16 protein-coding genes are annotated in these 20245 nt (G+C 65.5%); 9 read left to right on the forward strand and 7 right to left on the reverse strand.

The window, feature by feature from the left end:
- Window positions 1-37 precede the first annotated feature (37 nt).
- From AC3FKH_RS05745 to AC3FKH_RS05760, 4 genes are all read left to right on the forward strand, one after another.
- The gene (locus AC3FKH_RS05745) at window positions 38-226 is read left to right on the forward strand and encodes a 4-oxalocrotonate tautomerase (RefSeq protein WP_483708808.1); all 189 of its coding nucleotides are present in this window, start codon (window positions 38-40) and stop codon (window positions 224-226) included.
- 27 nt (window positions 227-253) lie between these two features.
- The gene (locus tag AC3FKH_RS05750) at window positions 254-1288 is read left to right on the forward strand and encodes a threonine aldolase family protein (RefSeq protein WP_488673652.1); all 1035 of its coding nucleotides are present in this window, start codon (window positions 254-256) and stop codon (window positions 1286-1288) included.
- Window positions 1289-1355: 67 nt separating this feature from the next.
- Window positions 1356-1940 carry an NUDIX domain-containing protein gene (locus AC3FKH_RS05755; RefSeq protein WP_488673653.1) on the forward strand — a complete coding sequence of 195 codons (585 nt, stop codon included), beginning with the start codon at window positions 1356-1358 and terminating at the stop codon, window positions 1938-1940.
- A 27-nt stretch (window positions 1941-1967) separates the two neighbouring features.
- Window positions 1968-2195 (forward strand): sulfurtransferase TusA family protein, encoded by a 228-nt coding sequence (locus tag AC3FKH_RS05760; RefSeq protein ID WP_011297045.1) that lies wholly within the window; start codon window positions 1968-1970, stop codon window positions 2193-2195.
- A 74-nt stretch (window positions 2196-2269) separates the two neighbouring features.
- Here AC3FKH_RS05760 and galU read toward each other — a convergent pair whose 3' ends face one another.
- Complete coding sequence (galU, locus tag AC3FKH_RS05765; RefSeq protein WP_488673656.1) at window positions 2270-3166, reverse strand: UTP--glucose-1-phosphate uridylyltransferase GalU; 897 nt, start codon at window positions 3164-3166, stop codon at window positions 2270-2272.
- 111 nt (window positions 3167-3277) lie between these two features.
- Window positions 3278-6145: a valine--tRNA ligase gene (locus tag AC3FKH_RS05770; RefSeq protein WP_488673658.1), complete on the reverse strand. Its 2868-nt coding sequence runs from the start codon at window positions 6143-6145 to the stop codon at window positions 3278-3280.
- 934 nt (window positions 6146-7079) lie between these two features.
- On the opposite strand from AC3FKH_RS05770, the gene AC3FKH_RS05775 reads away from it, so the two are divergent.
- Window positions 7080-9440 (forward strand): UvrD-helicase domain-containing protein, encoded by a 2361-nt coding sequence (locus AC3FKH_RS05775; protein ID WP_488673660.1) that lies wholly within the window; start codon window positions 7080-7082, stop codon window positions 9438-9440.
- Window positions 9441-9526: 86 nt separating this feature from the next.
- Here AC3FKH_RS05775 and AC3FKH_RS05780 read toward each other — a convergent pair whose 3' ends face one another.
- The 4 genes from AC3FKH_RS05780 to AC3FKH_RS05795 form a co-directional block, all read right to left on the reverse strand.
- Complete coding sequence (locus AC3FKH_RS05780; protein WP_488673661.1) at window positions 9527-10315, reverse strand: BPSS1780 family membrane protein; 789 nt, start codon at window positions 10313-10315, stop codon at window positions 9527-9529.
- 5 nt (window positions 10316-10320) lie between these two features.
- Window positions 10321-11316 (reverse strand): homoserine kinase, encoded by a 996-nt coding sequence (locus AC3FKH_RS05785; protein ID WP_483731509.1) that lies wholly within the window; start codon window positions 11314-11316, stop codon window positions 10321-10323.
- Window positions 11317-11429: 113 nt separating this feature from the next.
- On the reverse strand, window positions 11430-11831 hold the full coding sequence (locus AC3FKH_RS05790) for a hypothetical protein (protein WP_488673663.1): 402 nt from the start codon (window positions 11829-11831) through the stop codon (window positions 11430-11432).
- A gap of 224 nt (window positions 11832-12055) precedes the next feature.
- Window positions 12056-12997 carry an LOG family protein gene (locus tag AC3FKH_RS05795; RefSeq protein ID WP_230426925.1) on the reverse strand — a complete coding sequence of 314 codons (942 nt, stop codon included), beginning with the start codon at window positions 12995-12997 and terminating at the stop codon, window positions 12056-12058.
- Between the two features lie 4 nt (window positions 12998-13001).
- Here AC3FKH_RS05795 and polA point away from each other — a divergent pair, with 4 nt between their 5' ends.
- The 4 genes from polA (at window position 13002) to AC3FKH_RS05815 (ending at window position 19363) form a co-directional block, all read left to right on the forward strand.
- Window positions 13002-15845: a DNA polymerase I gene (gene polA / locus AC3FKH_RS05800; RefSeq protein WP_488673665.1), complete on the forward strand. Its 2844-nt coding sequence runs from the start codon at window positions 13002-13004 to the stop codon at window positions 15843-15845.
- Between the two features lie 216 nt (window positions 15846-16061).
- Window positions 16062-17396 carry an NAD(P)/FAD-dependent oxidoreductase gene (locus AC3FKH_RS05805; RefSeq protein ID WP_488673667.1) on the forward strand — a complete coding sequence of 445 codons (1335 nt, stop codon included), beginning with the start codon at window positions 16062-16064 and terminating at the stop codon, window positions 17394-17396.
- A gap of 118 nt (window positions 17397-17514) precedes the next feature.
- A complete protein-coding gene (locus tag AC3FKH_RS05810; protein WP_488673669.1) occupies window positions 17515-18390 on the forward strand; it encodes a dienelactone hydrolase family protein in 876 nt (291 codons plus the stop codon).
- 160 nt (window positions 18391-18550) lie between these two features.
- Window positions 18551-19363 carry a ZIP family metal transporter gene (locus AC3FKH_RS05815; RefSeq protein ID WP_488673862.1) on the forward strand — a complete coding sequence of 271 codons (813 nt, stop codon included), beginning with the start codon at window positions 18551-18553 and terminating at the stop codon, window positions 19361-19363.
- 15 nt (window positions 19364-19378) lie between these two features.
- Here the strand turns inward: AC3FKH_RS05815 and AC3FKH_RS05820 are convergent, their stop codons facing one another.
- Window positions 19379-20242: a sulfurtransferase gene (locus AC3FKH_RS05820; protein WP_488673671.1), complete on the reverse strand. Its 864-nt coding sequence runs from the start codon at window positions 20240-20242 to the stop codon at window positions 19379-19381.
- Window positions 20243-20245 lie beyond the last annotated feature (3 nt).

Consider the following 20245-nt stretch of genomic DNA (forward strand, 5'->3'; position numbering starts at 1 on the left):
ATCCAACTACACGCAAAGACAACATAAGGAGCCATCCATGCCGACTTTCCACGTAGAGATGTTTGAAGGCCGCACCGTCGAGCAGAAACGCAAGTTCGTCGAGGCCGTGACGCGCGTCACCTGCGAGACGCTGGGCTGCACCGCTTCGGCGGTCGACATCATCATCACCGACGTCAAGCGCGAGAACTGGGCCACCGGCGGCGAGCTGTGGTCCGACAAGCCCTGATCCTCGATACGCCATAGCCAGATGACCATGCAGCATTTCGCCTCGGACAACTACGCCGGCTTTTGCCCGGAATCCCTGAAGTATTTCCTGGAGGCCAACGGCACCGGCCATGAGCAGGCCTACGGCGACGACTCCTGGACGCAAAAAGTCTGCGACCGGATCCGCGACCTGTTCCAGACCGATTGCGAGGTGTTCTTTGTCTTCAACGGCACCGCGGCCAATTCGCTGGCGTTGTCGGCGCTGTGCCAGTCGTACCATTCGGTCATCTGTCACGAGCTGGCGCATATCGAAACCGACGAATGCGGCGGGCCGGAGTTCTTCTCCAACGGTTCTAAGCTGCTGACCGCACCGGGCGAGAACGGCAAGCTCACGGCCGATGCGGTCGAGGCGCTGGTCACGCGGCGCTCGGACATCCATTACCCGAAGCCCAAGGTGGTGTCGCTGACGCAATCCACCGAGGTCGGCACGGTCTATACGGTGGAAGAGGTGCGCGCGATTGCCGCCATCGCCAAGCGCCGGCAGCTTCGCGTGCATATGGACGGCGCGCGTTTCGCCAACGCGGTGGCCTCGCTCGGCGTGCATCCGTCCGAGATCACGTGGCGCGCCGGTGTGGATGTGCTGTGCTTCGGCGGCACCAAGAACGGCTTGCCGGTGGGCGAGGCGGTGGTCTTCTTCGATCGCCGCCTGGCCGAGGATTTCGCCTATCGCGTCAAGCAGGCCGGCCAGCTCGCATCGAAGATGCGTTTCATCTCGGCGCCGTGGCTGGGTCTGCTGGAAAACGATGTCTGGCTGTCCAACGCGCGTCATGCCAATGCCATGGCGCAGCTGCTGCAGTCGCGCATCGCCGGCATTCCCGGTGTGCGCATCATGTTCCCGACCGAGTCCAACGCCGTGTTCGCCGAGCTGCCGTTGCCGGCGATCGAGGCGCTGCGTGCAAAGGGCTGGCGCTTCTACACGTTTATCGGCGCTGGTGGCTGCCGCTTCATGTGTGCATGGGACTTGCAGCCGCAGACCGTCGAAGCCCTCGCGGCCGATATGCGCGCGGCGTGCGCCGCCTGCTGAAATGAGCCGGCAGGGGTAAGATACCGGGCGGTAGCAGAACATAACGAGACACACCCAGGAGCCCCTCATGCAATACCGATTCTGCCCGCAATGCGGCGCGCCGCTCGAGGTGCTGCCGCTGTCGGGGCGCGAACGCCACGCCTGTGTCCAGTCGGACTGCGGCTTCGTGCACTGGAACAACCCGCTGCCGGTGCTGGCCGCGGTGGTCGAGTACGAAGGCAAGCTGCTGCTCGCGCGCAACGCGGCGTGGCCGGAACAGATGTTCGCGCTGGTCACCGGATTCCTGGAGCGTGACGAGACCCCCGAGCTGGGCGTGGCGCGCGAGCTGAAGGAAGAAACGAATCTCGACACCGAAGCCGTGTCGCTGATCGGCGTCTACGAGTTCATGCGCAAGAACGAACTGATCATCGCTTATCACGTGAAGGCGAGCGGCAACATCGCACTGTCCGAGGAGCTGGTCGAGTACAAACTGGTCGCGCCCGAAAAAATGCGCATCTGGTCCGCCGGTACGGGGTTCGCAGTGGCCGACTGGCTGCACGCGCGCGGGTACCCGGTACGCTTCTTCGATCGCCGCACGGGCGAGGACATCCCCGACCCGCGCCAGCCGAGTGACTTCAGCGCCCTGAACGGTTCGCTACAATACCGTGTCTGAAGACTGATAAAAGCAAGGAAGAGAGGAATGGAGTTCCAGAAAGAAGTGGATGCGCGCGGCCTGAACTGCCCGCTGCCGATCCTGCGTACCAAGAAGGCGCTGGCCGACATGGCCAGCGGCGACGTGCTCAAGGTGCTGGCCACCGACCCGGGCGCCACGCGCGATTTCCAGGCGTTTGCCAAGCAGACCGGCAATGAACTGCTGTCGCACCAGGAAGTCGACAAGGTGTTCGTGTTCTACATGCGCCGCCGCTGAACGCCGCGACTGGGCGTCCAAAGAACAGAAAAGCCGCCCAAGGGCGGCTTTCTTATTGGGCGGTCGGCCGCCGCTCAGGCTGCCGTGCCGTCGGCGAGGTAGGTGCCGCGGTGTTCCAGGTAGTCTTTGAACCCCGTGCTGACTTCGGGGTGCTTCAGCGCGTACTCGACGGTCGCCTTCAGGTAGCCGAGCTTGCTGCCGCAGTCATAGCGCGTGCCCTGGTAGCGGTAGGCCAGCACCTGTTCCTGGCTGAGCAGCGACTGGATCGCGTCGGTCAGCTGGAACTCGCCGCCCGCGCCCGGCTTCAGTTCGCGCAGGTGGTCGAAGATGCGCGGCGTAAGGATGTAGCGGCCGACCACGCCCAGGTTGGACGGGGCTTCTTCCGGCGCGGGCTTTTCGACGATGCCCGACATCTTGATGACGCCTTCGTCCCATTCGCGGCCATCGACCACGCCATAGGAGCGGCTCTGTTCCGGGGCGATCTCTTCGACGCCAAGCACCGAGCAGTTGTAGTGGTTGTACAGATCCACCATCTGCTTCATCACCGGCGGGGTGCCGTCGATCAGGTCGTCGGCCAGCATCACCGCGAACGGAGCTTCACCCACGAGCTTCGCGGCGCACAGCACGGCGTGACCCAGGCCCAGCGCTTCGGGCTGGCGCACGTAGTAGCACTCCACGTTGGCCGGCTTGATCGAACGGACCACGTCGAGCAGCGCCTGCTTGTTCTTGGCCTCAAGCTCCACTTCGAGTTCGAAGGCCTTGTCGAAGTGATCTTCGATGGCGCGCTTGGAGCGGCCGGTGACGAAGATCATTTCGGTGATGCCGGCGGCCATGGCTTCTTCCACCGCGTACTGGATCAGCGGTTTGTCCACCACGGGCAGCATTTCCTTGGGGCTGGCCTTGGTGGCCGGCAGAAAACGGGTGCCCAGGCCCGCGACCGGGAAGACGGCCTTGGTAACGCGATTTTCCATGTCTGGTATTCCTTCGGTTTCGATTTATAACCGTGCCGGATCTTGCGGGGCCCGTCTGTCGGTCTCTGTCCGACGCAAGCCGGAACAGAGGCCGATGCAACCGCAAATAGTTTAGGCCGGCAGGCGCTGCAACTGGTCCTGGAGCTTGACCAGCGTCTGTTCGAAATCGGTCAGGCGCTGGGTTTCCTGTGCCACCACGGCGGGCGGCGCCTTGGCGACAAAGCTCTCGTTCGACAGCTTGCCACGGCACTTGCCGATCTCGCCGGCGATGCGCTCGATCTCCTTCGACAGGCGCACGCGCTCGGCGGCAACGTCGATCTCGATCTTCAGCAGCAGGTGGTTGCCACCGACGATGGCCACCGGCGCGCCGGCGCCTTCGGTCTGAAGGGTGGCGTCGTCTTCGAAGACACGCACCTCCGACAGCTTCGCCAGCGCCTGGATGTGCGCGCTGGCCTCTCGCAGGAAGGCGTTATCGCCATGCGCATAGAGCGGAATGCGCTGGGCCGGCGAAATATTCATTTCGCCGCGCAGGTTGCGGCAGGCGTCCACCATGGCCTTGAGCTGCGCCACCCATTGCTCGGCGGCTTCGTCGATCTTGGCCATGGCCGGCAGCGGGTAGGCCTGCTGCGCGAGGCTTTCGCTGCCATCGCCCTTGGCGCGGCCGGCCAGCGGCGCGACCTTCTGCCACAGTTCTTCCGTGATGAACGGGATGATCGGGTGCGCCAGGCGCAGCACGGTTTCCAGCACGCGCAGCAGCGTGCGGCGCGTGGCGCGCTGCTGGGCCTCGGTGCCGGTCTGGATCTGCACCTTGGCCAGCTCCAGGTACCAGTCGCAGTACTCGTCCCAGACGAACTTGTAGATGGCGTTGGCGACGTTGTCGAAGCGGTACTCGGCAAAGCCCTTTTCGACCTCGGCTTCCACGCGCTGCAGCAGCGACACGATCCAGCGGTCGGCCTGCGAGAAGTGCAGGTAGCCGTCCGGGCCGCAGTCGTTGTTGCACGGGCCCATGCCGCAGTCATGGCCTTCGGTGTTCATCAGCACGAAGCGCGTGGCGTTCCACAGCTTGTTGCAGAAGTTGCGGTAGCCCTCGCAGCGGCCGGTGTCGAAGTTGATATTGCGGCCCAGCGTTGCCAGCGAGGCGAACGTGAAGCGCAGCGCATCGGCGCCGAAGGCGGGAATGCCTTCCGGGAATTCCTTCTTCGTCTTCTTCTCGATTTTCGGTGCGTCCTTGGGGCGGCGCAGGCCGGTGGTGCGCTTCTTCAGCAGCGTGTCGAGGTCGATGCCGTCGATCAGGTCCACCGGGTCCAGCGTGTTGCCCTCGGACTTGCTCATCTTCTTGCCTTCCGAGTCGCGCACCAGGCCGTGCACGTAGACGGTATGGAAGGGGACCTGGCCGGTGAAGTGCTTGGTCATCATGACCATGCGCGCCACCCAGAAGAAGATGATGTCGTAGCCGGTCACCAGCACCGACGACGGCAGGAAGTGCTTGAGTTCAGGCGTTTGCTCGGGCCAGCCCAGCGAGGAGAACGGCACCAGGGCCGACGAGAACCACGTGTCGAGCACGTCTTCCTCACGGCGCAGTGCGCCGGTGCTGCCGGCGGCCTTGGCCTTGGCAAGCGCTTCTTCTTCCGTGCGGGCGACGAAGCAGTTGCCGGCGTCGTCGTACCAGGCCGGGATCTGATGGCCCCACCACAGCTGGCGCGAGATGCACCAGTCCTGGATATTGGCCAGCCACTGGTTGTAGGTGCTGTTCCAGTTCTCGGGCACCAGCTTGATCTCGCCGCTCTGCACGGCGTCGAGCGCGACTTCGGCGATCGAGCGGCCCGGGTGGAACGTGCCTTCCGGCGCCGGCTTGCTCATGGCGACGAACCACTGGTCGGTCAGCATCGGTTCGATGGCGCTGCCGGTGCGTTCGCTGCGCGGCGTCATCAGCTTGTGCTTCTTGGTCTCGACCAGCAGGCCTTGCGCATCGAGATCGGCGACGATGGCCTTGCGGGCGTCATAGCGATCCTGGCCGGCGTAGTGGCCGGGCGCATCGGCAGTGATCTTCGCGTCCAGCGTGAGGATCGAGATCTGCGGGAGGTTGTGGCGCTGGCCGACGGCGTAGTCGTTGAAATCGTGCGCCGGCGTCACCTTGACCACGCCGGTGCCGAACTCGCGGTCGACGTATTCGTCGGCAATCACGGGGATGCGGCGGCCCGTCAGCGGCAGTTCCACTTCCTTGCCGATCAGGTGGGCGTAGCGCTCGTCCTCGGGATGGACCATGACGGCCACGTCGCCGAGCATGGTCTCGGGGCGGGTGGTGGCGACGGTGAGGTGGGTCAAGCCGCCCTTGGCGTCGGCCTCGACCAGCGGGTAGCGGATATGCCAGAGGAAGCCTTCTTCCTCGACGCTGTCGACTTCCAGGTCCGACACGGCGGTGCCCAGCACCGGGTCCCAGTTCACCAGCCGCTTGCCGCGGTAGATCAGGCCCTGCTCATGCAGGCGCACGAAGACCTCGGTGACCGCCTTCGACATGTCCGGCGACATCGTGAAGTACTCGCGGGTCCAGTCGATCGACGCGCCCATGCGGCGCACCTGGCGGGTGATGGTCGAACCCGACTCTTCCTTCCAGGCCCAGACTTTCTCGGTGAATTTTTCGCGGCCGAGGTCGTGGCGGGATACGCCTTGCGCTTCGAGCTGGCGCTCGACCACGATCTGCGTGGCGATGCCCGCGTGGTCCGTGCCCGGCACCCAGAGCGTATTCGCGCCCAGCATGCGCGCATGGCGGGTCAGGCCGTCCATGATGGTCTGGTTGAAGGCATGGCCCATGTGCAGCGTGCCGGTCACGTTGGGCGGCGGCAGCTGGATGGCGAAATCAGGCTTGGCCGGGTCGAACGTCGGCTGGGCGATGCCGCGCTTCTCCCACTCGGGGCCCCACTTCGCCTCGATGGCGGCGGGTTCGAAGCTTTTGGCAAGGGATTGGTCTTGGGCGGTCATGCTGGGATGTCGAGGTTTTGCGTCGGGGCTTGTCGCAGGCGGGGTGCGCTAGGCCTGCGGCTGGCGGGGGCATGGTGCGTTGCGCCAGTAAAACCCCAAATTATACGGAACGTCGTCGGACGGGGAGGAATTCGTTCGCTTCGCGGGGTGGGGGGTCGGTATAATTTGGGGTTTGAATTTGATTTTGTGGCGGGTTTTGGGGTTGGAGCTGGCTTGTTGTGCTTGACACGCGCCGCTGTTTCGCCGGCGTAGCCGGCGAGTCACTTTTTGTCCGAGCGACAAAAAGTAACCAAAAAACGCGTTTACTTGTCCTAGCGGACGAATATTGATCGTAGCGTGCAAAGAATTTCGTACGGGTATTCGCTTCAGAGTCTGCCCCGCTGCCTGCCGCGTGGAGCGCAACCGAAAGCAGGCTCTCACACAATGATTGAACGAGCCCCGAACCTGTCCGTGGCCCGATACTGCCAGCGACATCGCATCATCGCCTACGGCTGCTACGCGGCTCACTAGTCTGTTGGCTGGCGCATCACAATCACTGGCGCACAAGGACACGGGCCATTGTCTTGGTAGTTCACTCCGTCCTGCGCGGTCAGACTACTGAGCCGCGCGTAGCGCAGCCGAAGGCGATGATGCGATATAGCTGGAGAGCCCGGGCCACGGACAGGTTCGGGGCTCGTTCAATCATTGTTGGAGAGCCTGCGTGCGGGCGCGCTCCACGCGGCAGGCAGCCGGGCACGCTCTGAAGCGAATACCCGTACGAAATTCGTCGCACGCTACGATCAATATTCGTCCGCTAGGACAAGCAAACGCGTTTTTTGGTTACTTTTTGTCGCTCGGACAAAAAGTGACTCGCCGGCTACGCCGGCGAAACAGCGGCGCTTGCCAAGCACAACAAGCCAGCTCCAACCACCAGCCCCGCCGCCATCCCCAAAAAATGCCCGACCTGCTCGCCAACCTGAACGCCGAACAACTAGCCGCCGTCACGCTACCCGACGAGCCGGCCCTGATCCTGGCCGGCGCGGGCAGCGGCAAGACGCGCGTGCTGACCACGCGTATCGCCTGGCTGATCCAGAACGGACGCGTATCCCCCGCGGGCATCCTTGCAGTGACCTTCACCAACAAGGCCTCCAAGGAAATGCAAACTCGCCTGTCGTCCATGCTGCCGATCAACACGCGCGGCATGTGGATCGGCACGTTCCACGGCCTCTGCAACCGCATGCTGCGCGCGCATTTCCGCGATGCCGGCCTGCCGCAGACTTTTGCCATCCTCGATAGCCAGGATCAGCTTTCAGCCCTCAAGCGGCTGCTGAAAGCCCTCAATGTCGATGACGAGAAGTACCCGGCCAAGAACCTCCAGTACTTCATCAACAACGCCAAGGAACAAGGCCTGCGGCCGGCCGACGTCGAGGCCAACGACGATTTCAACCGCCGCTTCGTCGACCTGTACGCCGCCTACGACCAGCAGTGCCAGCGCGAAGGCGTGGTGGACTTTGCCGAGCTGCTGCTGCGCTGCTACGAACTGCTGCGCTACAACGACGCCATCCGCCAGCATTACCAGCACCGTTTCCGCCATGTGCTGGTGGACGAGTTCCAGGACACCAACGTGCTGCAGTACCAGTGGCTCAAGCTGCTGGCCGGCCACGGCACGCAGAATCCCGCCGCGGTGTTCGCCGTGGGCGACGATGACCAGAGCATCTACGCATTCCGTGGCGCGAACGTCGGCAATATGCGCGACTTCGAGCACGAGTTCCGCGTGCGCAAGATGATCAAGCTGGAACAGAACTACCGCTCGCACGGCCATATCCTCGATTCGGCCAACCACCTGATCTCGCACAATGCCCGCCGCCTGGGCAAGAACCTGCGCACCGATGCCGGCCACGGCGAGCCGGTGCGCGTGTTCCAGGCCGGCTCGGACCAGCAGGAGGCGTCGTGGATGATCGAGGAGATCCGCGACCAGATCGCGCAGGGCATGAGCCGCTCGGAGATCGCGATCCTCTACCGCAGCAACGCCCAGTCGCGCGTGATCGAGCACGCGTTGTTCTCGGCGGGGATCGCCTATCGCGTGTATGGCGGCCTGCGCTTCTTCGAACGTGCCGAAATCAAGCACGCGCTGGCCTACCTGCAACTGCTGGAGAACCCGCGCAACGACGCTGCCTTCGGCCGCGTGGTCAATTTCCCCGCGCGCGGCATCGGCGCGCGCTCGCTCGAACAGCTTCAGGACGCCGCCCGCCAGTACAACTGTTCTCTGTCCGAGGCCGTGGCCTATGTGGCCGGCGCGGCGGGTAGCAAGCTGGCGGCCTTCGTCCGCCTGATCGAGCAGATGCGCGCCGAGACGCGCCGCATGACGCTGGCCGAGGTGGTCGAATACGTCACCAACACCAGTGGCCTGATCACGCATTACCAGGGCGAGAAGGAAGGCCAGGACCGCATCGAGAACTTGCAGGAACTGGTGACCGCGGCGCAGGCGTTTGTCGTGGAGGAAGGCTACGGACTGGAGGCGCTGGCCGCGGTGATCCCGGTCGGCTTCGAATCGCGCGTGGCGCAGGCCGTGCCGCAACTCGCCGACGGCGATCAGGCGCAGCAGGTGCTCGACCCCGAAGCGCTGCCGGTGGTGATGACGCCGCTGGTGGCCTTCCTGACCCACGCTTCGCTGGAGGCCGGCGACAACCAGGCCCAGGCCGGCCAGGACGCGGTGCAGATGATGACCGTGCATGCCGCCAAGGGCCTGGAGTTCAACGTGGTGTTTATCACGGGACTGGAAGAAGGCCTGTTCCCGCATGAAAACAGCGCGATGGAGCCGGACGGGCTGGAGGAAGAGCGTCGCCTGATGTACGTGGCGATCACGCGTGCGCGCGAGCGCCTGTACCTGTCCTTTGCGCAAAGCCGCGTGTTGCACGGCCAGATGCGCTACCACGTGCGCTCTCGTTTCTTCGAGGAACTGCCCGATGGCGCGCTGAAGTGGCTGACGCCGCAGCAGCAGGGCTATGGCGGCGTCAGCCGCCAGGAACGCGACAGCGCGTGGGGCCGCGACTGGTTCCGCAAGCCCGAGGATGTCCCGTACTCCGGCAACAAGCCCACCGGCGGCATGGACACCGGCAACGGCTACGCCGATGCCAAGCGCGAGGCCGGCACGGGGTTCCGCGTCGGCCAGCAGGTCTTCCATACCAAGTTTGGCGAGGGCAAGATCAAGGCGCTGGAAGGGGATGGCGCGGATGCCCGCGCCCAGATCGATTTCAAGCGCCACGGCACCAAGTGGCTGGCGCTGGCGGTGGCGAAGCTGGACCCGATCAACTGAGCGGGGCCGGCTTCATGGCGGATTCAGGGGAGGGGTGGCCGGATTTCGGCGGCCTTTCCCGCCGCGCCGACCGTTGCCTTGGCCGCTCAGGTCGGCGTGGCTTCTTCCGCGGGGACGACATTGAAACAGCCCCGGTACGTCGCATAGAACGAGCAGTACAGGATGGCCAGCATCAGCAGCGAATACGGCGTGACCAGGAACGACAGCACGGTCTCGGCGCCGAACGCGCTGAAGAGGATTTCCAGGAAGAACGGAATCGCCACCAGCAGCACGGCGAACAGCAGCACGTAGGTGAAGAAGGCCCCGCGGTTGCGCCAGCACGCGGTCCAGCTGAAGAACATCGCCTTGACGGGCGGCACGCCATGCCACGCTGCCAGCAGCGGCGCGAACCAGAACATCATCGCGATCGGCGTGTAGAGCAGCGCGCCGATCAGCAGCGCATAGTAGAGCTGGCGCACGGCCTCGGCCGTCAGCGTCTCTTCCTTCAGCAGGATCGGCAACAGCGCGCTCATGTCCACCAGCGCGCCGGCGATGAGGCTCAGCAGGAACACCAGCCCCGCATAGACCCCGCCGAGCACCAGCAGGTTGCGCGTGGCTTCCTTGCCGTTGGTGCGGAAGCCGGCCAGTAGCACCGTCGGCAGCACGCGCTTGTTCTGGATGACTTCACGGCAGGCCGTCATCACGCCCACCGACAGGCCGGGCGTCACGACCAGCAGCGCGATGATGCCGATCAGCGGTACCACGATGGCCAGTTGCGCCGCGATCAGGTAGATGAACAGCAGCATCAGGAACGCAAGCGGATTCTTGCGGAACAGCCAGATGCCCTGGCGGAACCAGACGTAGCCTTCCTTGGCGGGGACTTCCAGTAGTTGCATACCAATCAGATCCAGGCGAGCGCGGCGGCGTCCGCGGTCATGGCGAGGCGCCGGCGCAGAATGCGTTCGAAATGGGTCGGGTCATGCGGCTGAAGCATGTCGGCTTCGCGCGGGAGGTAGAAATCCCACAGGCGCGACACCCAGAAGCGCAGCGCGCCCGCGCGCAGCATGTCGCGCCAGTGCGTGGTTTCGGTGTCGGTCAGCGGCCTGACCGCATGATAGGCCCGCACCAGTGCCTGCGCCCGGGCGTTGTCCAGCTCGCCGCTGGCCAGGTCGATGCACCAGTCATTGACGGTCACGGCCAGGTCGAACAGCCACTTGTCGTTTCCGGCGAAATAGAAATCGAAGAAACCGCCCAGGCGGTGGTGGCCCTTGCCGTCTTCCTCGAACAGCGCATTGTCGCGGAACAGGTCGCAGTGGCACGGCCCGCCCTGCAGCACCGCGTAGTCGGCGCTGCCGAAGAAGGCTGCCTGGTGCGCGATTTCCTGCTGCAGCAGCGTGCGCTGCTGCGCATCCAGGAACGGCACGATCTCCGCTTCGGTCTGCTGCCACCAGGACAGGCTGCGCAGGTTGGGCTGCTGGCGCGGGTAGTCCTCGCCGGCCACGTGCATGCGCGCGAGCATGTCGCCGACCTGCGCGCAGTGCTCGGCGTCGGGCTTGAGCTGGGATGCGCCCGGCAGGCGCGTGACGATGGTGGCGGGCTTGCCCTTGAGCGTGCGCAGGATCTCGCCGTCGCGCGCCGGGATGGGCGCGGGCACGGTGATGTCGCGTGCGGCAAGGTGCGCCATCAGGTGCAGGTAGTAGGGCAGCTGCGCGAACGTCAGCCGCTCGAAGATGGTCAGCACGTACTCGCGCGTGCAGCCATCCTGCTCCATGGTCAGAAAGAAGTTGCTGTTCTCGATGCCGGAGGCGATGCCGCGCAATGCGCGGACTTCGCCAAGGTCGTAGTCAAGCAGCCAGCGGGCGATCTCGTCCTGCGAGACCGTGGTGAATACGGCCATACTCGTCGTGTGATGCGAAACGGAAAGCGGCGGCACAAAGGGGGCCGCCGCCGCGGCAAGACTGCCGGAGGACCGGCGCGGCCCGGGCATGCCCGGGCCGTGGGTAGTCGGAATCAGAACTGCAGGTTGACCGAAGGCACGCGATTGACGTCATGCTCGCGGATCTTGGGCGAGCTGTCTTCCGGCTTGCTCATCTGGTACTTGGTGCCGAACCCGGACCTTACCTGGATATCGGTGGCACGGCCCTTGTCGCGGTACTCGCGCACTTGCGTGCCATCGCGCTCATTGAGCTGAAAGCTCGGCTCGCGCGGCTGGTTGATCTGCGACTTGGCGGCCGGGGCGATCGGCTGGTTGTTGATCCGGTTCAGTTCCTGCTGCGTCAGGGCGTTGCTTTCCTCGGCGGGCTGCGCCAGCGTGACGCCGGGCAGCGCCAGCGCCAACACCGCGGCGGCCAGGGCAAGGCGCGGCGTCCGTGCAGTGGCCTTCTCTGCGGACCGGAGTGAGGGGGAGTTCATCAGGGGCTCCTGTGCGGCGCAGCGGTCGAGACGGCACGCTGCGCGGCGGAATGGGGCGTTGGCTGCAACCCGGGACGCCGGGCTTTGGCAAGCGGATACCTCCCATTCTAGCAATTCCTGCCGCGAAAGGGCCGCTGCCGTGGCCTCCGGGGCACCCGGGCAACGCCGCATAGGGTGGCCGCTGCGCCTGTGACGCAGGGCGCCCTTCTCCTACCACTCTTGTCTTACAGGTAGAACATTTCTTCCTTGGGCGGGATCGGCTTGTCTCCGCCGCGGCGCTCGTAGTATTCGTAGACCGCTTCCAGCACTTCATGCGGCTCGTCGACGATTTTCATCAGATCGAGGTCGTGTTCCGCAATGAGTCCCATGGGCAGCAGCGTGAAGCGGAACCAGTCCAGCAGGCCCTTCCAGAAGCGGCTGCCGAACATCACCACGGGCACCGAACGGGACTTGCCGGTCTGCACCAGCGTCAGCACCTCGGCGAGTTCATCGAGCGTGCCGAAACCGCCCGGCATGACGATGAAGGCGTCGGAGTTCTTGACGAAGGTGACCTTGCGCGTAAAGAAATGGCGGAACCGCATGGCAATGTCCTGGTACGGATTGCCCTGCTGTTCGTGCGGCAGTTCGATGTTCAGGCCGACGCTGGCTGACTTGCCGGCGTGCGCGCCCTTGTTGGCCGCTTCCATGATGCCGGGGCCGCCGCCGGAGATCACCGCGAAGCCGGCATCGGAGAACAGCCGCGCGATTTCAATGGTGCGCTGGTAGTAAGGCGAGTCTTCGCGCAGGCGCGCGCTGCCGTAGATCGAGACCGCTGGCCGGATCTCCGAGAGGTACTCGGTGGCCTCGATGAACTCTGCCATAATCGTGAACATTTGCCACGAGGCGCGCGCCTTCTTTGCGGTGGCGCGATCTTCGTCGGCCAGCGCACGCAGGCTCGGAATCATCTTGCGCGGATTCGCGCGCGAGCCCGCCGCGCCATCGGCCGGCGCCTGCGCGGGGTGGCCCGCGGCGGCGGCGTCGGCCGCAGCGGCCACGGCCGCGGCGTGTTCAGCAGCAGCTTCCGGCGGGGGTTGTACGGTATCGCCGGAGATATCGGAAACATCCGGGTCGGCAAGGGGGGCGGTCGAGGCACCGCCTGCTGCAGCACCAGTCAATTTTGAGTCCATGGGAATGTCGGATAGTCCAAAAACACTCTTGCTCGTCGATGGATCGAGCTATTTGTATCGCGCTTATCACGCGCTGCCGGACCTGAGGAATGGTGAGGGTCTGCCCACAGGGGCAATCTACGGCATGATCAATATGCTGCGCAAGCTGCGCAACGATTACCCGGCAGAGTATAGCGCCTGCGTCTTCGACGCCAAGGGCAAGACCTTCCGCGATGACATGTATCCGGCGTACAAGGAGCATCGCCCGTCGATGCCCGAAGACCTGGCGCGCCAGATCGAGCCGATCCACGAAGCCGTGCGCGCGCTCGGCTGGCCGATCGTCGTGGTCGACGGGGTGGAGGCCGACGACGTGATCGGCACGCTCGCGCGGCAGGCGTGCGAGCAGGGCGTGCGTACGGTGGTGTCCACCGGCGACAAGGATCTTGCGCAGCTCGTCAACGACCAGGTCACGCTGGTCAACACCATGAGTGGCGAAGTGCTCGACCCGGCCGGCGTCAGCAACAAGTTCGGCGTGCCGCCTGAACGCATCGTCGACTACCTGTCGCTGATCGGCGATGCGGTCGACAATGTGCCCGGCGTGCCCAAGGTCGGCCCCAAGACCGCCGTGAAATGGCTGACCGAACACGGCACGCTCGACGCGATCATGGCGAACGCCGCGGGCATCAAGGGCGTGGTCGGCGAGAACCTGCGCAATACGCTGGACTGGTTGCCGAAGGCGCGCGAGCTGGTCACGGTGAAGACCGACTGCGACCTCAACGCATCGGTGGCGGATTTCCACGCGCTGCGCGAAATGGGCGAGGACAAGGAAAAGCTGATCGCGTTTTTCACGCGCTATGGCTTCAAGACGTGGCTGCGCGAGGCGACCGGCGAAAGCCTTCCTGATCCGCGCGCGCAGGCACGCGCACGCGCCGCGGCGGCACCGGCCCAAGGCGGCCTGTTCGATGCCCCGGCCGCCGTATCGGCCACCGCATCGGCCACCCCATCGGCCGCGCCCGATGCCATGCCCGCCGAGGACGTGGCGCCGAGCGAGATCCGCTACGAGATGGTGACGAGCGAAGCCGCGTTCGAAGCGTGGATGCAGCGTATTGAAAGCGCGCCGCTGACGGCGATCGATACCGAGACCACATCGCTCGATCCGATGCTCGCGCAGCTGGTCGGCATCTCGCTGTCGGTGGAGCCTGGCGAGGCATGCTATATCCCTGTCGGCCACAGCGGTCCCGATGTCGCCGGCATGGACAACAATGGCCAGCTTTCGCGCGATGCCGTGCTCGCCCGCATGCGCGCGTGGCTCGAGGACGACAGCAAGCCAAAGCTCGGCCAGAACATCAAGTACGACATCCACGTGTTCGCCAACCACGGCGTGACGCTGCGCGGCGTCGCGCAGGACACCATGCTGGAAAGCTACGTGCTGGCCTCGCACCGCAATCACGGCATGGACAGCCTGGCTGAGCGCCTGCTGAACCTGAAGACCATCACCTACGAAGAAGTCTGCGGCAAGGGCGCGAGCCAGATCGGTTTCGACCAGATCGACCTTGAACGCGCGACGGAATACGCGGCCGAAGACGCCGACGTCACGCTGCGCCTGCATCGCAAGATGTTCCCGCAGGTACACGCTGCGCCGGGCCTGCGCCGCGTGTACGAAGAGATCGAGATCCCGGTGTCCGTGGTGCTGCAGAAGATCGAACGCAACGGCGTCCTGATCGATGCCGAACGGCTCGCCACGCAGAGCGCCGAACTGGGACAGCGCATGTTCGCGCTGGAGCAGGCCGCTTACGACGCGGCGGGGCAGCCGTTCAACCTGGGCTCGCCCAAGCAGATCGGCGAGATCCTGTTCAACCAGATGAAGCTGCCGGTGGTCAAGAAGACCGCGAGCGGCGCGCCGTCGACCGACGAAGAGGTGCTGCAGAAGCTGGCCGAGGATTATCCGCTGCCCAAGGTGCTGCTGGACTACCGCGGCCTGGCCAAGCTCAAGTCCACCTACACGGACAAGCTGCCGAAGATGGTCAACCCGAACACCGGTCGCGTGCATACCAGCTACGGTCAGGCTACGGCGGTGACGGGCCGGCTGGCATCGACGGAGCCGAACCTGCAAAACATCCCGGTGCGCACGGAAGAGGGCCGTCGCATCCGCGAAGCGTTTATCGCGCCGCCGGGCAGCGTGATCGTATCGGCCGACTACTCGCAGATCGAGCTGCGCATCATGGCCCATATCTCGGGCGACGAGAACCTGCTGCGCGCGTTCGCCAACGGCGAGGACATCCACCGCGCCACCGCCGCCGAGATCTTCGGCGTCGAGCGCGAGGCCGTCAGCAGCGAGCAGCGCCGCTATGCCAAGGTGATCAACTTCGGCCTGATCTACGGCATGAGCGCGTTCGGGCTGGCCAGCAACCTGGGCATCGAGCGCGAAGCCGCCAAGCACTATATTGACCGCTACTTCATGCGCTACCCCGGCGTGGCGCAATACATGGAAGACACGCGCCAGACCGCGCGCGAGCAGGGCTATGTCGAGACCGTGTTCGGCCGGCGCCTGTGGTTGCCGGATATCAAGGGCGGCAGCGGGCCGCGCCGGCAGGCCGCGGAGCGCGCGGCCATCAACGCGCCCATGCAGGGCACGGCCGCGGACCTGATCAAGCTGTCGATGATCGCGGTGCAGGGCTGGCTGGAACGCGACCAGTTGCAGACGCGCCAGATCATGCAGGTGCACGATGAACTGGTGCTCGAAGTGCCGCAGGGCGAGCTGGAGCTGGTCAAGGTCAGGTTGCCGGAACTGATGTGTTCGGTGGCGCAGCTGCGCGTGCCACTGGTCGCGGAAGTCGGCACCGGCGCGAACTGGGAAGAAGCGCACTAAGACCACGTTGCGCACGCAATGAAGAGACGGCCGGCGAGTACCCGGCCGTATTCATTTGCATGCCCTTGAGGCCCAGAAAATACGACACCTGATGTACGGAATGAAGCGACCGCTGAATCGGTAATTGCCGTCTTGCCTGCGCTATTGCGATGCAGCAAACTGAGGGCAAGTGCCAAACGGCCAGCGTTTCTCAGCAAAAAAAGCACCGGGTAGACCATGACCACAGGAGCAGACGGCAGGGCGCATCGCATCATCGTTGTAGGGGGCGGGGCAGGCGGACTTGAGCTGGTGACACGGCTGGGCGACAAGCTCGGCAAGAAAGGTGTCGCCGAAGTGGTGCTCGTGGACCGCTTGCCCACGCATATCTGGAAACCGCTGCTGCATGAAGTTGCCGCGGGCAGCATGGATCCCAACACGCACCAGCTCGAATACGCGGCGCAGGCGCGCTGGCATCACTTCGAGTTCCAGCAGGGCGAGCTGACCGGCATCGACCGCTCGCGCAAGACGATTTCGGTTGCCGCGTGCATGGACCCGGACGGCGCGGAGCTGCTGCCGGCGCGCGAGCTGCGGTACGACACGCTGGTGCTGGCCATCGGCTGCGTCACGCATTTCTTCGGCGTGCCCGGCGCGGCGCAGAACGCGATTGCACTCGATACCGTCGCGCAGGCGGAGCGCTTCCGCCGCAGGCTGATTGCGGCCTGCGTACGCGCGCAGAATGGTCGCGGGCGTGTCGGCGAAGACGGCCGGCCACGCGTGGATGTGGCCATCATCGGTGCGGGCGCGACCGGCGTGGAGTTGTCGGCGGAACTGCGCAACACCGCGCACGTGCTCAATGCCTACGGGCTGCACCAGCTCGACCCGCGCCGCGACGTGCGCATCCATGTGATCGAGGCGGGCCCGCGCATCCTGCCGGCGCTGTCCGAACGCGTCTCGGCCGAGACGGCGAAGCTGTTGCGCAAGCTCGACGTCGACGTCTTTACCAGCGAGCGCGTGACCGAGGTGACCACCGAAGCGGTGCTGACCGCCAGCGGCAAGCGCATCGACGCGGACCTGACGGTGTGGGCCGCGGGCATCACGGCGCCGCCCGTGCTGGCCGCGCTCGGCTTGCCGGTCAGCCGCCAGGGGCAGATCCTGGTGCGCCCGACGCTGCAGAGCGAGGGCGATCCGGACATCTTCGCGTTCGGCGATTGCGCAAGCTGCCCGTGGCCCGAAAAGCAGACGGCGGTGCCGCCGCGCGCCCAGGCCGCGCATCAGCAGGCCACCTTCCTGTTCGACGCGCTGCGCGCGCGGCTGGCCGGCAAGCCGCTGCCGGAATTCGGGTTCAAGGATTTCGGCTCGCTGGTTTCGCTCGGCCATTTCAGTGCGGTGGGCAGCCTGATGGGCGGGCTGATCGGTGGCTCGATGTTTATCGAAGGGCTGATGGCGCGCTTCATGTACACCTCGCTCTACCGCATGCACGTGCTGGCGCTGCACGGCGCGGTCGGCATGGGGCTGGACACGGTGACGCACTGGCTGCGCAGCAAGACGAGCCCGCGGGTGAAGCTGCACTGAGCGGCTCCCGCGTGAGGGCGGGTGCACGTGACGGCATGTTTGCTTAGAATCGGCGTTTGGCGTCCCCTCGGGCATTCCCGGGGCGGCCGCCCAACCGCCAACGATCCTGGAGACACGCATGCTGAAACCCGAAGTGGAGAGCCTGGTACCCGGGCAGACGTTCAATCGCCGCGGCTTCGTCAAAACAGCGCTGGGCTCGGCGTTCGCCGCGGCCGCCTTGCCCGTGATGGCGCAGGCGATCAAGACCGACTTCGCGGGCCTGACCGCCGGCGAGGTGACGATCCCTTCGGGCGGATTCGGCATGCCGGCCTACCGGGCGCAGCCTGAAAGCAAGACGAAGTTGCCGGTGGTGCTGGTGGTCAGCGAGATCTTCGGCGTGCACGAGTACATCGCCGATGTCTGCCGCCGTTTTGCCAAGCTCGGTTACCTGGCGATCGCGCCGGAGCTGTTTGCGCGCCAGGGCGACCCGCAGAGCTTCGGCACCATCCAGGAACTGCAGGCCAACTTGATCGCCAAGGTGCCCGACGCGCAGGTCATGGGCGACCTCGACGCGGCGGTGGCCTGGGCCGGCGCCAATGGCGGCGATGTGTCGCGGCTGGCGATCACGGGTTTCTGCTGGGGTGGCCGCATCACGTGGCTGTATGCCGCGCACAACGAGCGCCTGAAGGCGGCAGTGGCCTGGTACGGTCAGCTGGCCGGCGAGCCCACGCCGCTGAAGCCGAAAAGCCCGCTGGACCTGGTCGGCAAGCTGGACGCGCCGGTGCTGGGCCTTTATGGCGGCAAGGACACGGGCATCACGCAGGAGCAGGTGGAAAAGATGAAGGCGGCGCTGTCCGCGTCCTCCGACCCGGAGTCGAAGGCGTCCAAGTTGATCGTCTATCCGGACTCGGGCCACGCTTTCCACGCTGATTACCGGCCCAGTTATCGGGAAGCAGATGCCAAGGACGGCTGGAACAAGTGCCTGGACTGGCTCCGGCAACACGGCGTCGCCTGACGGACTATGCGGGCGCCGGCGCGCGAGGATTGCAAAGTCGGCGCCGGAATACGTACAATGCGGCCTTCCAGTAGTTGCAACATTGTTGCGTTTGCCGTCCGACTAGCGCCGGGCGGATGCGGCATGGCCGCCCCGGGAGCCCATCATCCACTCGACCCTTCTGTATATCCTGCTCGCCGCCACCATTTCCGGCGTGGGCAGCATTTTTGGCGCGGCGCTGCTGTCGCTGACGATGGCCGGGCGCGTGGTCGAGCGCATGGTCAGCTTTTCCGTCGGCGTGCTGCTGGCCACGGCCTTGCTCCACTCGCTGCCGGAGGCGTTCGAATCGGGCGCCGATCCGCGCGCGCTGTTCGGCACGCTGCTGGCCGGCCTGCTCGGCTTCTTCCTGCTGGAAAAGATCTCGCTGCTGCGCCATTCGCACCATCATGAGGGCGACGGGCACCATCATCACCACGGACACGACCGCGAAGAGGCCGGCCGCAGCGGTCTGACCATCCTGGTAGGCGACACCTTCCACAACTTTGCCGACGGCATCGTGATCGCGGCGGCTTTCCTGGCCGACCCGCATATCGGCCTCGTCACGGCGCTGGCCATTGCCGCGCACGAAATTCCGCAGGAAGTCGGGGATTTCATCGTGCTGCTCAACGCTGGCTTCTCGAAGGCACGCGCGTTCGCCTTCAACCTGCTGTCTAGTGTCGCGGCCGTGGCCGGCGGCCTGGTCGGGTATTTCCTGCTCGACCAGATGAGCGGCTGGATTCCCTATGTGCTGGTGATCGCGTCCAGCAGCTTCCTCTACATCGCCGTGAGCGACCTGATGCCGCAGATGCAGCGCAAGCCGCGCTGGCGCGAGTCGTTCATCCAGGTGGTGCTGGTGGCCGCCGGCATCACGGCGATCGTCTTCATCACCAATGGGGTTCACGAGCGCCACGCCCACGTCGGCCATGGCCATGCGGCAGCCGTGGCTGCCGACTGAGTCTTCCGCGCAGGATCAGCCCGCGGCGCCGGTCGCGACCGGGCGAGCCGGATCGGCGCACCATTCGCTCCACGAACCCGGATACAGCGCGGCGCCTTCCAGCCCGGCAACTTCCAGCGCCAGCAGGTTGTGGCAGGCGGTAACGCCCGAGCCGCACTGCATCACGGCGTTCGTCGCCGCATGCTGGCCCAGCACGGCCGCAAACTCCGCGCGCAGTTCGGCCGCTGGCTTGAACTGGCCTTCCGAAGTCAGGTTGTCCTTGAAGAAGCGGTTGGCCGCGCCGGGGATGTGTCCGCCGACAGGATCCAGCGTCTCGTTCTCGCCGCGGAAGCGGTCCGGCGAGCGGGCGTCCACGACCAGCCGTGTCGGGCGATCGAGGTTTTCGAGCAGCGCGGCGGCGTCCACGGTGGTGACCAGCGGCTGGCCTCGCTCCAGATTGCCCGGCATCTCGGGGTCCGGCGTTGCGCCATGTTCGAGCGCTAGTCCGGCCTTGACCCAGGCGGGCTTGCCGCCATCGAGCACGCTCACGGCGGCGTGGCCGATCCAGCGCAGCATCCACCACAGCCGGGCGGCGTACATGCCGCCTTGCGCGTCATAGGCAACCACTTCGGTGTCGCTGTTCACGCCCAGGGCGCGCAGTCGGGCCGTGAAGGCGTCAGGGTCTGGCAGCGGGTGGCGGCCGTTGCGGCCTGTTTTCGGCCCCGATAGTTCGTTGTCGAGATGCAGGTAGAACGCGCCGGGCAGATGGCCGACCTGGTAGGCTTCGCGGCCGGCGGCCGGGTTGGCCAGGTCAAAGCCGCAATCGATGACGACGACGTGGCGCGCGGGCCCCGCCTGCAAGGCCTGCAGCGCGGCGACGGAAATCAGCGGATTTGGCATGGG

The organism is Cupriavidus sp. 21MJTG02-4 (assembly GCF_057798975.1).

What these genes read in the sequence shown, in the direction of transcription:
- AC3FKH_RS05745 (WP_483708808.1), top strand. Translation starts at nt 38, where the DNA reads ATGCCGACTTTCCACGTAGAGATGTTTGAAGGCCGCACCGTCGAGCAG.
- AC3FKH_RS05750 (WP_488673652.1), top strand. Translation starts at nt 254, where the DNA reads ATGCAGCATTTCGCCTCGGACAACTACGCCGGCTTTTGCCCGGAATCC.
- AC3FKH_RS05755 (WP_488673653.1), top strand. Translation starts at nt 1,356, where the DNA reads ATGCAATACCGATTCTGCCCGCAATGCGGCGCGCCGCTCGAGGTGCTG.
- AC3FKH_RS05760 (WP_011297045.1), top strand. Translation starts at nt 1,968, where the DNA reads ATGGAGTTCCAGAAAGAAGTGGATGCGCGCGGCCTGAACTGCCCGCTG.
- galU (WP_488673656.1), bottom strand. Translation starts at nt 3,166, where the DNA reads ATGGAAAATCGCGTTACCAAGGCCGTCTTCCCGGTCGCGGGCCTGGGC.
- AC3FKH_RS05770 (WP_488673658.1), bottom strand. Translation starts at nt 6,145, where the DNA reads ATGACCGCCCAAGACCAATCCCTTGCCAAAAGCTTCGAACCCGCCGCC.
- AC3FKH_RS05775 (WP_488673660.1), top strand. Translation starts at nt 7,080, where the DNA reads ATGCCCGACCTGCTCGCCAACCTGAACGCCGAACAACTAGCCGCCGTC.
- AC3FKH_RS05780 (WP_488673661.1), bottom strand. Translation starts at nt 10,315, where the DNA reads ATGCAACTACTGGAAGTCCCCGCCAAGGAAGGCTACGTCTGGTTCCGC.
- AC3FKH_RS05785 (WP_483731509.1), bottom strand. Translation starts at nt 11,316, where the DNA reads ATGGCCGTATTCACCACGGTCTCGCAGGACGAGATCGCCCGCTGGCTG.
- AC3FKH_RS05790 (WP_488673663.1), bottom strand. Translation starts at nt 11,831, where the DNA reads ATGAACTCCCCCTCACTCCGGTCCGCAGAGAAGGCCACTGCACGGACG.
- AC3FKH_RS05795 (WP_230426925.1), bottom strand. Translation starts at nt 12,997, where the DNA reads ATGGACTCAAAATTGACTGGTGCTGCAGCAGGCGGTGCCTCGACCGCC.
- polA (WP_488673665.1), top strand. Translation starts at nt 13,002, where the DNA reads ATGTCGGATAGTCCAAAAACACTCTTGCTCGTCGATGGATCGAGCTAT.
- AC3FKH_RS05805 (WP_488673667.1), top strand. Translation starts at nt 16,062, where the DNA reads ATGACCACAGGAGCAGACGGCAGGGCGCATCGCATCATCGTTGTAGGG.
- AC3FKH_RS05810 (WP_488673669.1), top strand. Translation starts at nt 17,515, where the DNA reads ATGCTGAAACCCGAAGTGGAGAGCCTGGTACCCGGGCAGACGTTCAAT.
- AC3FKH_RS05820 (WP_488673671.1), bottom strand. Translation starts at nt 20,242, where the DNA reads ATGCCAAATCCGCTGATTTCCGTCGCCGCGCTGCAGGCCTTGCAGGCG.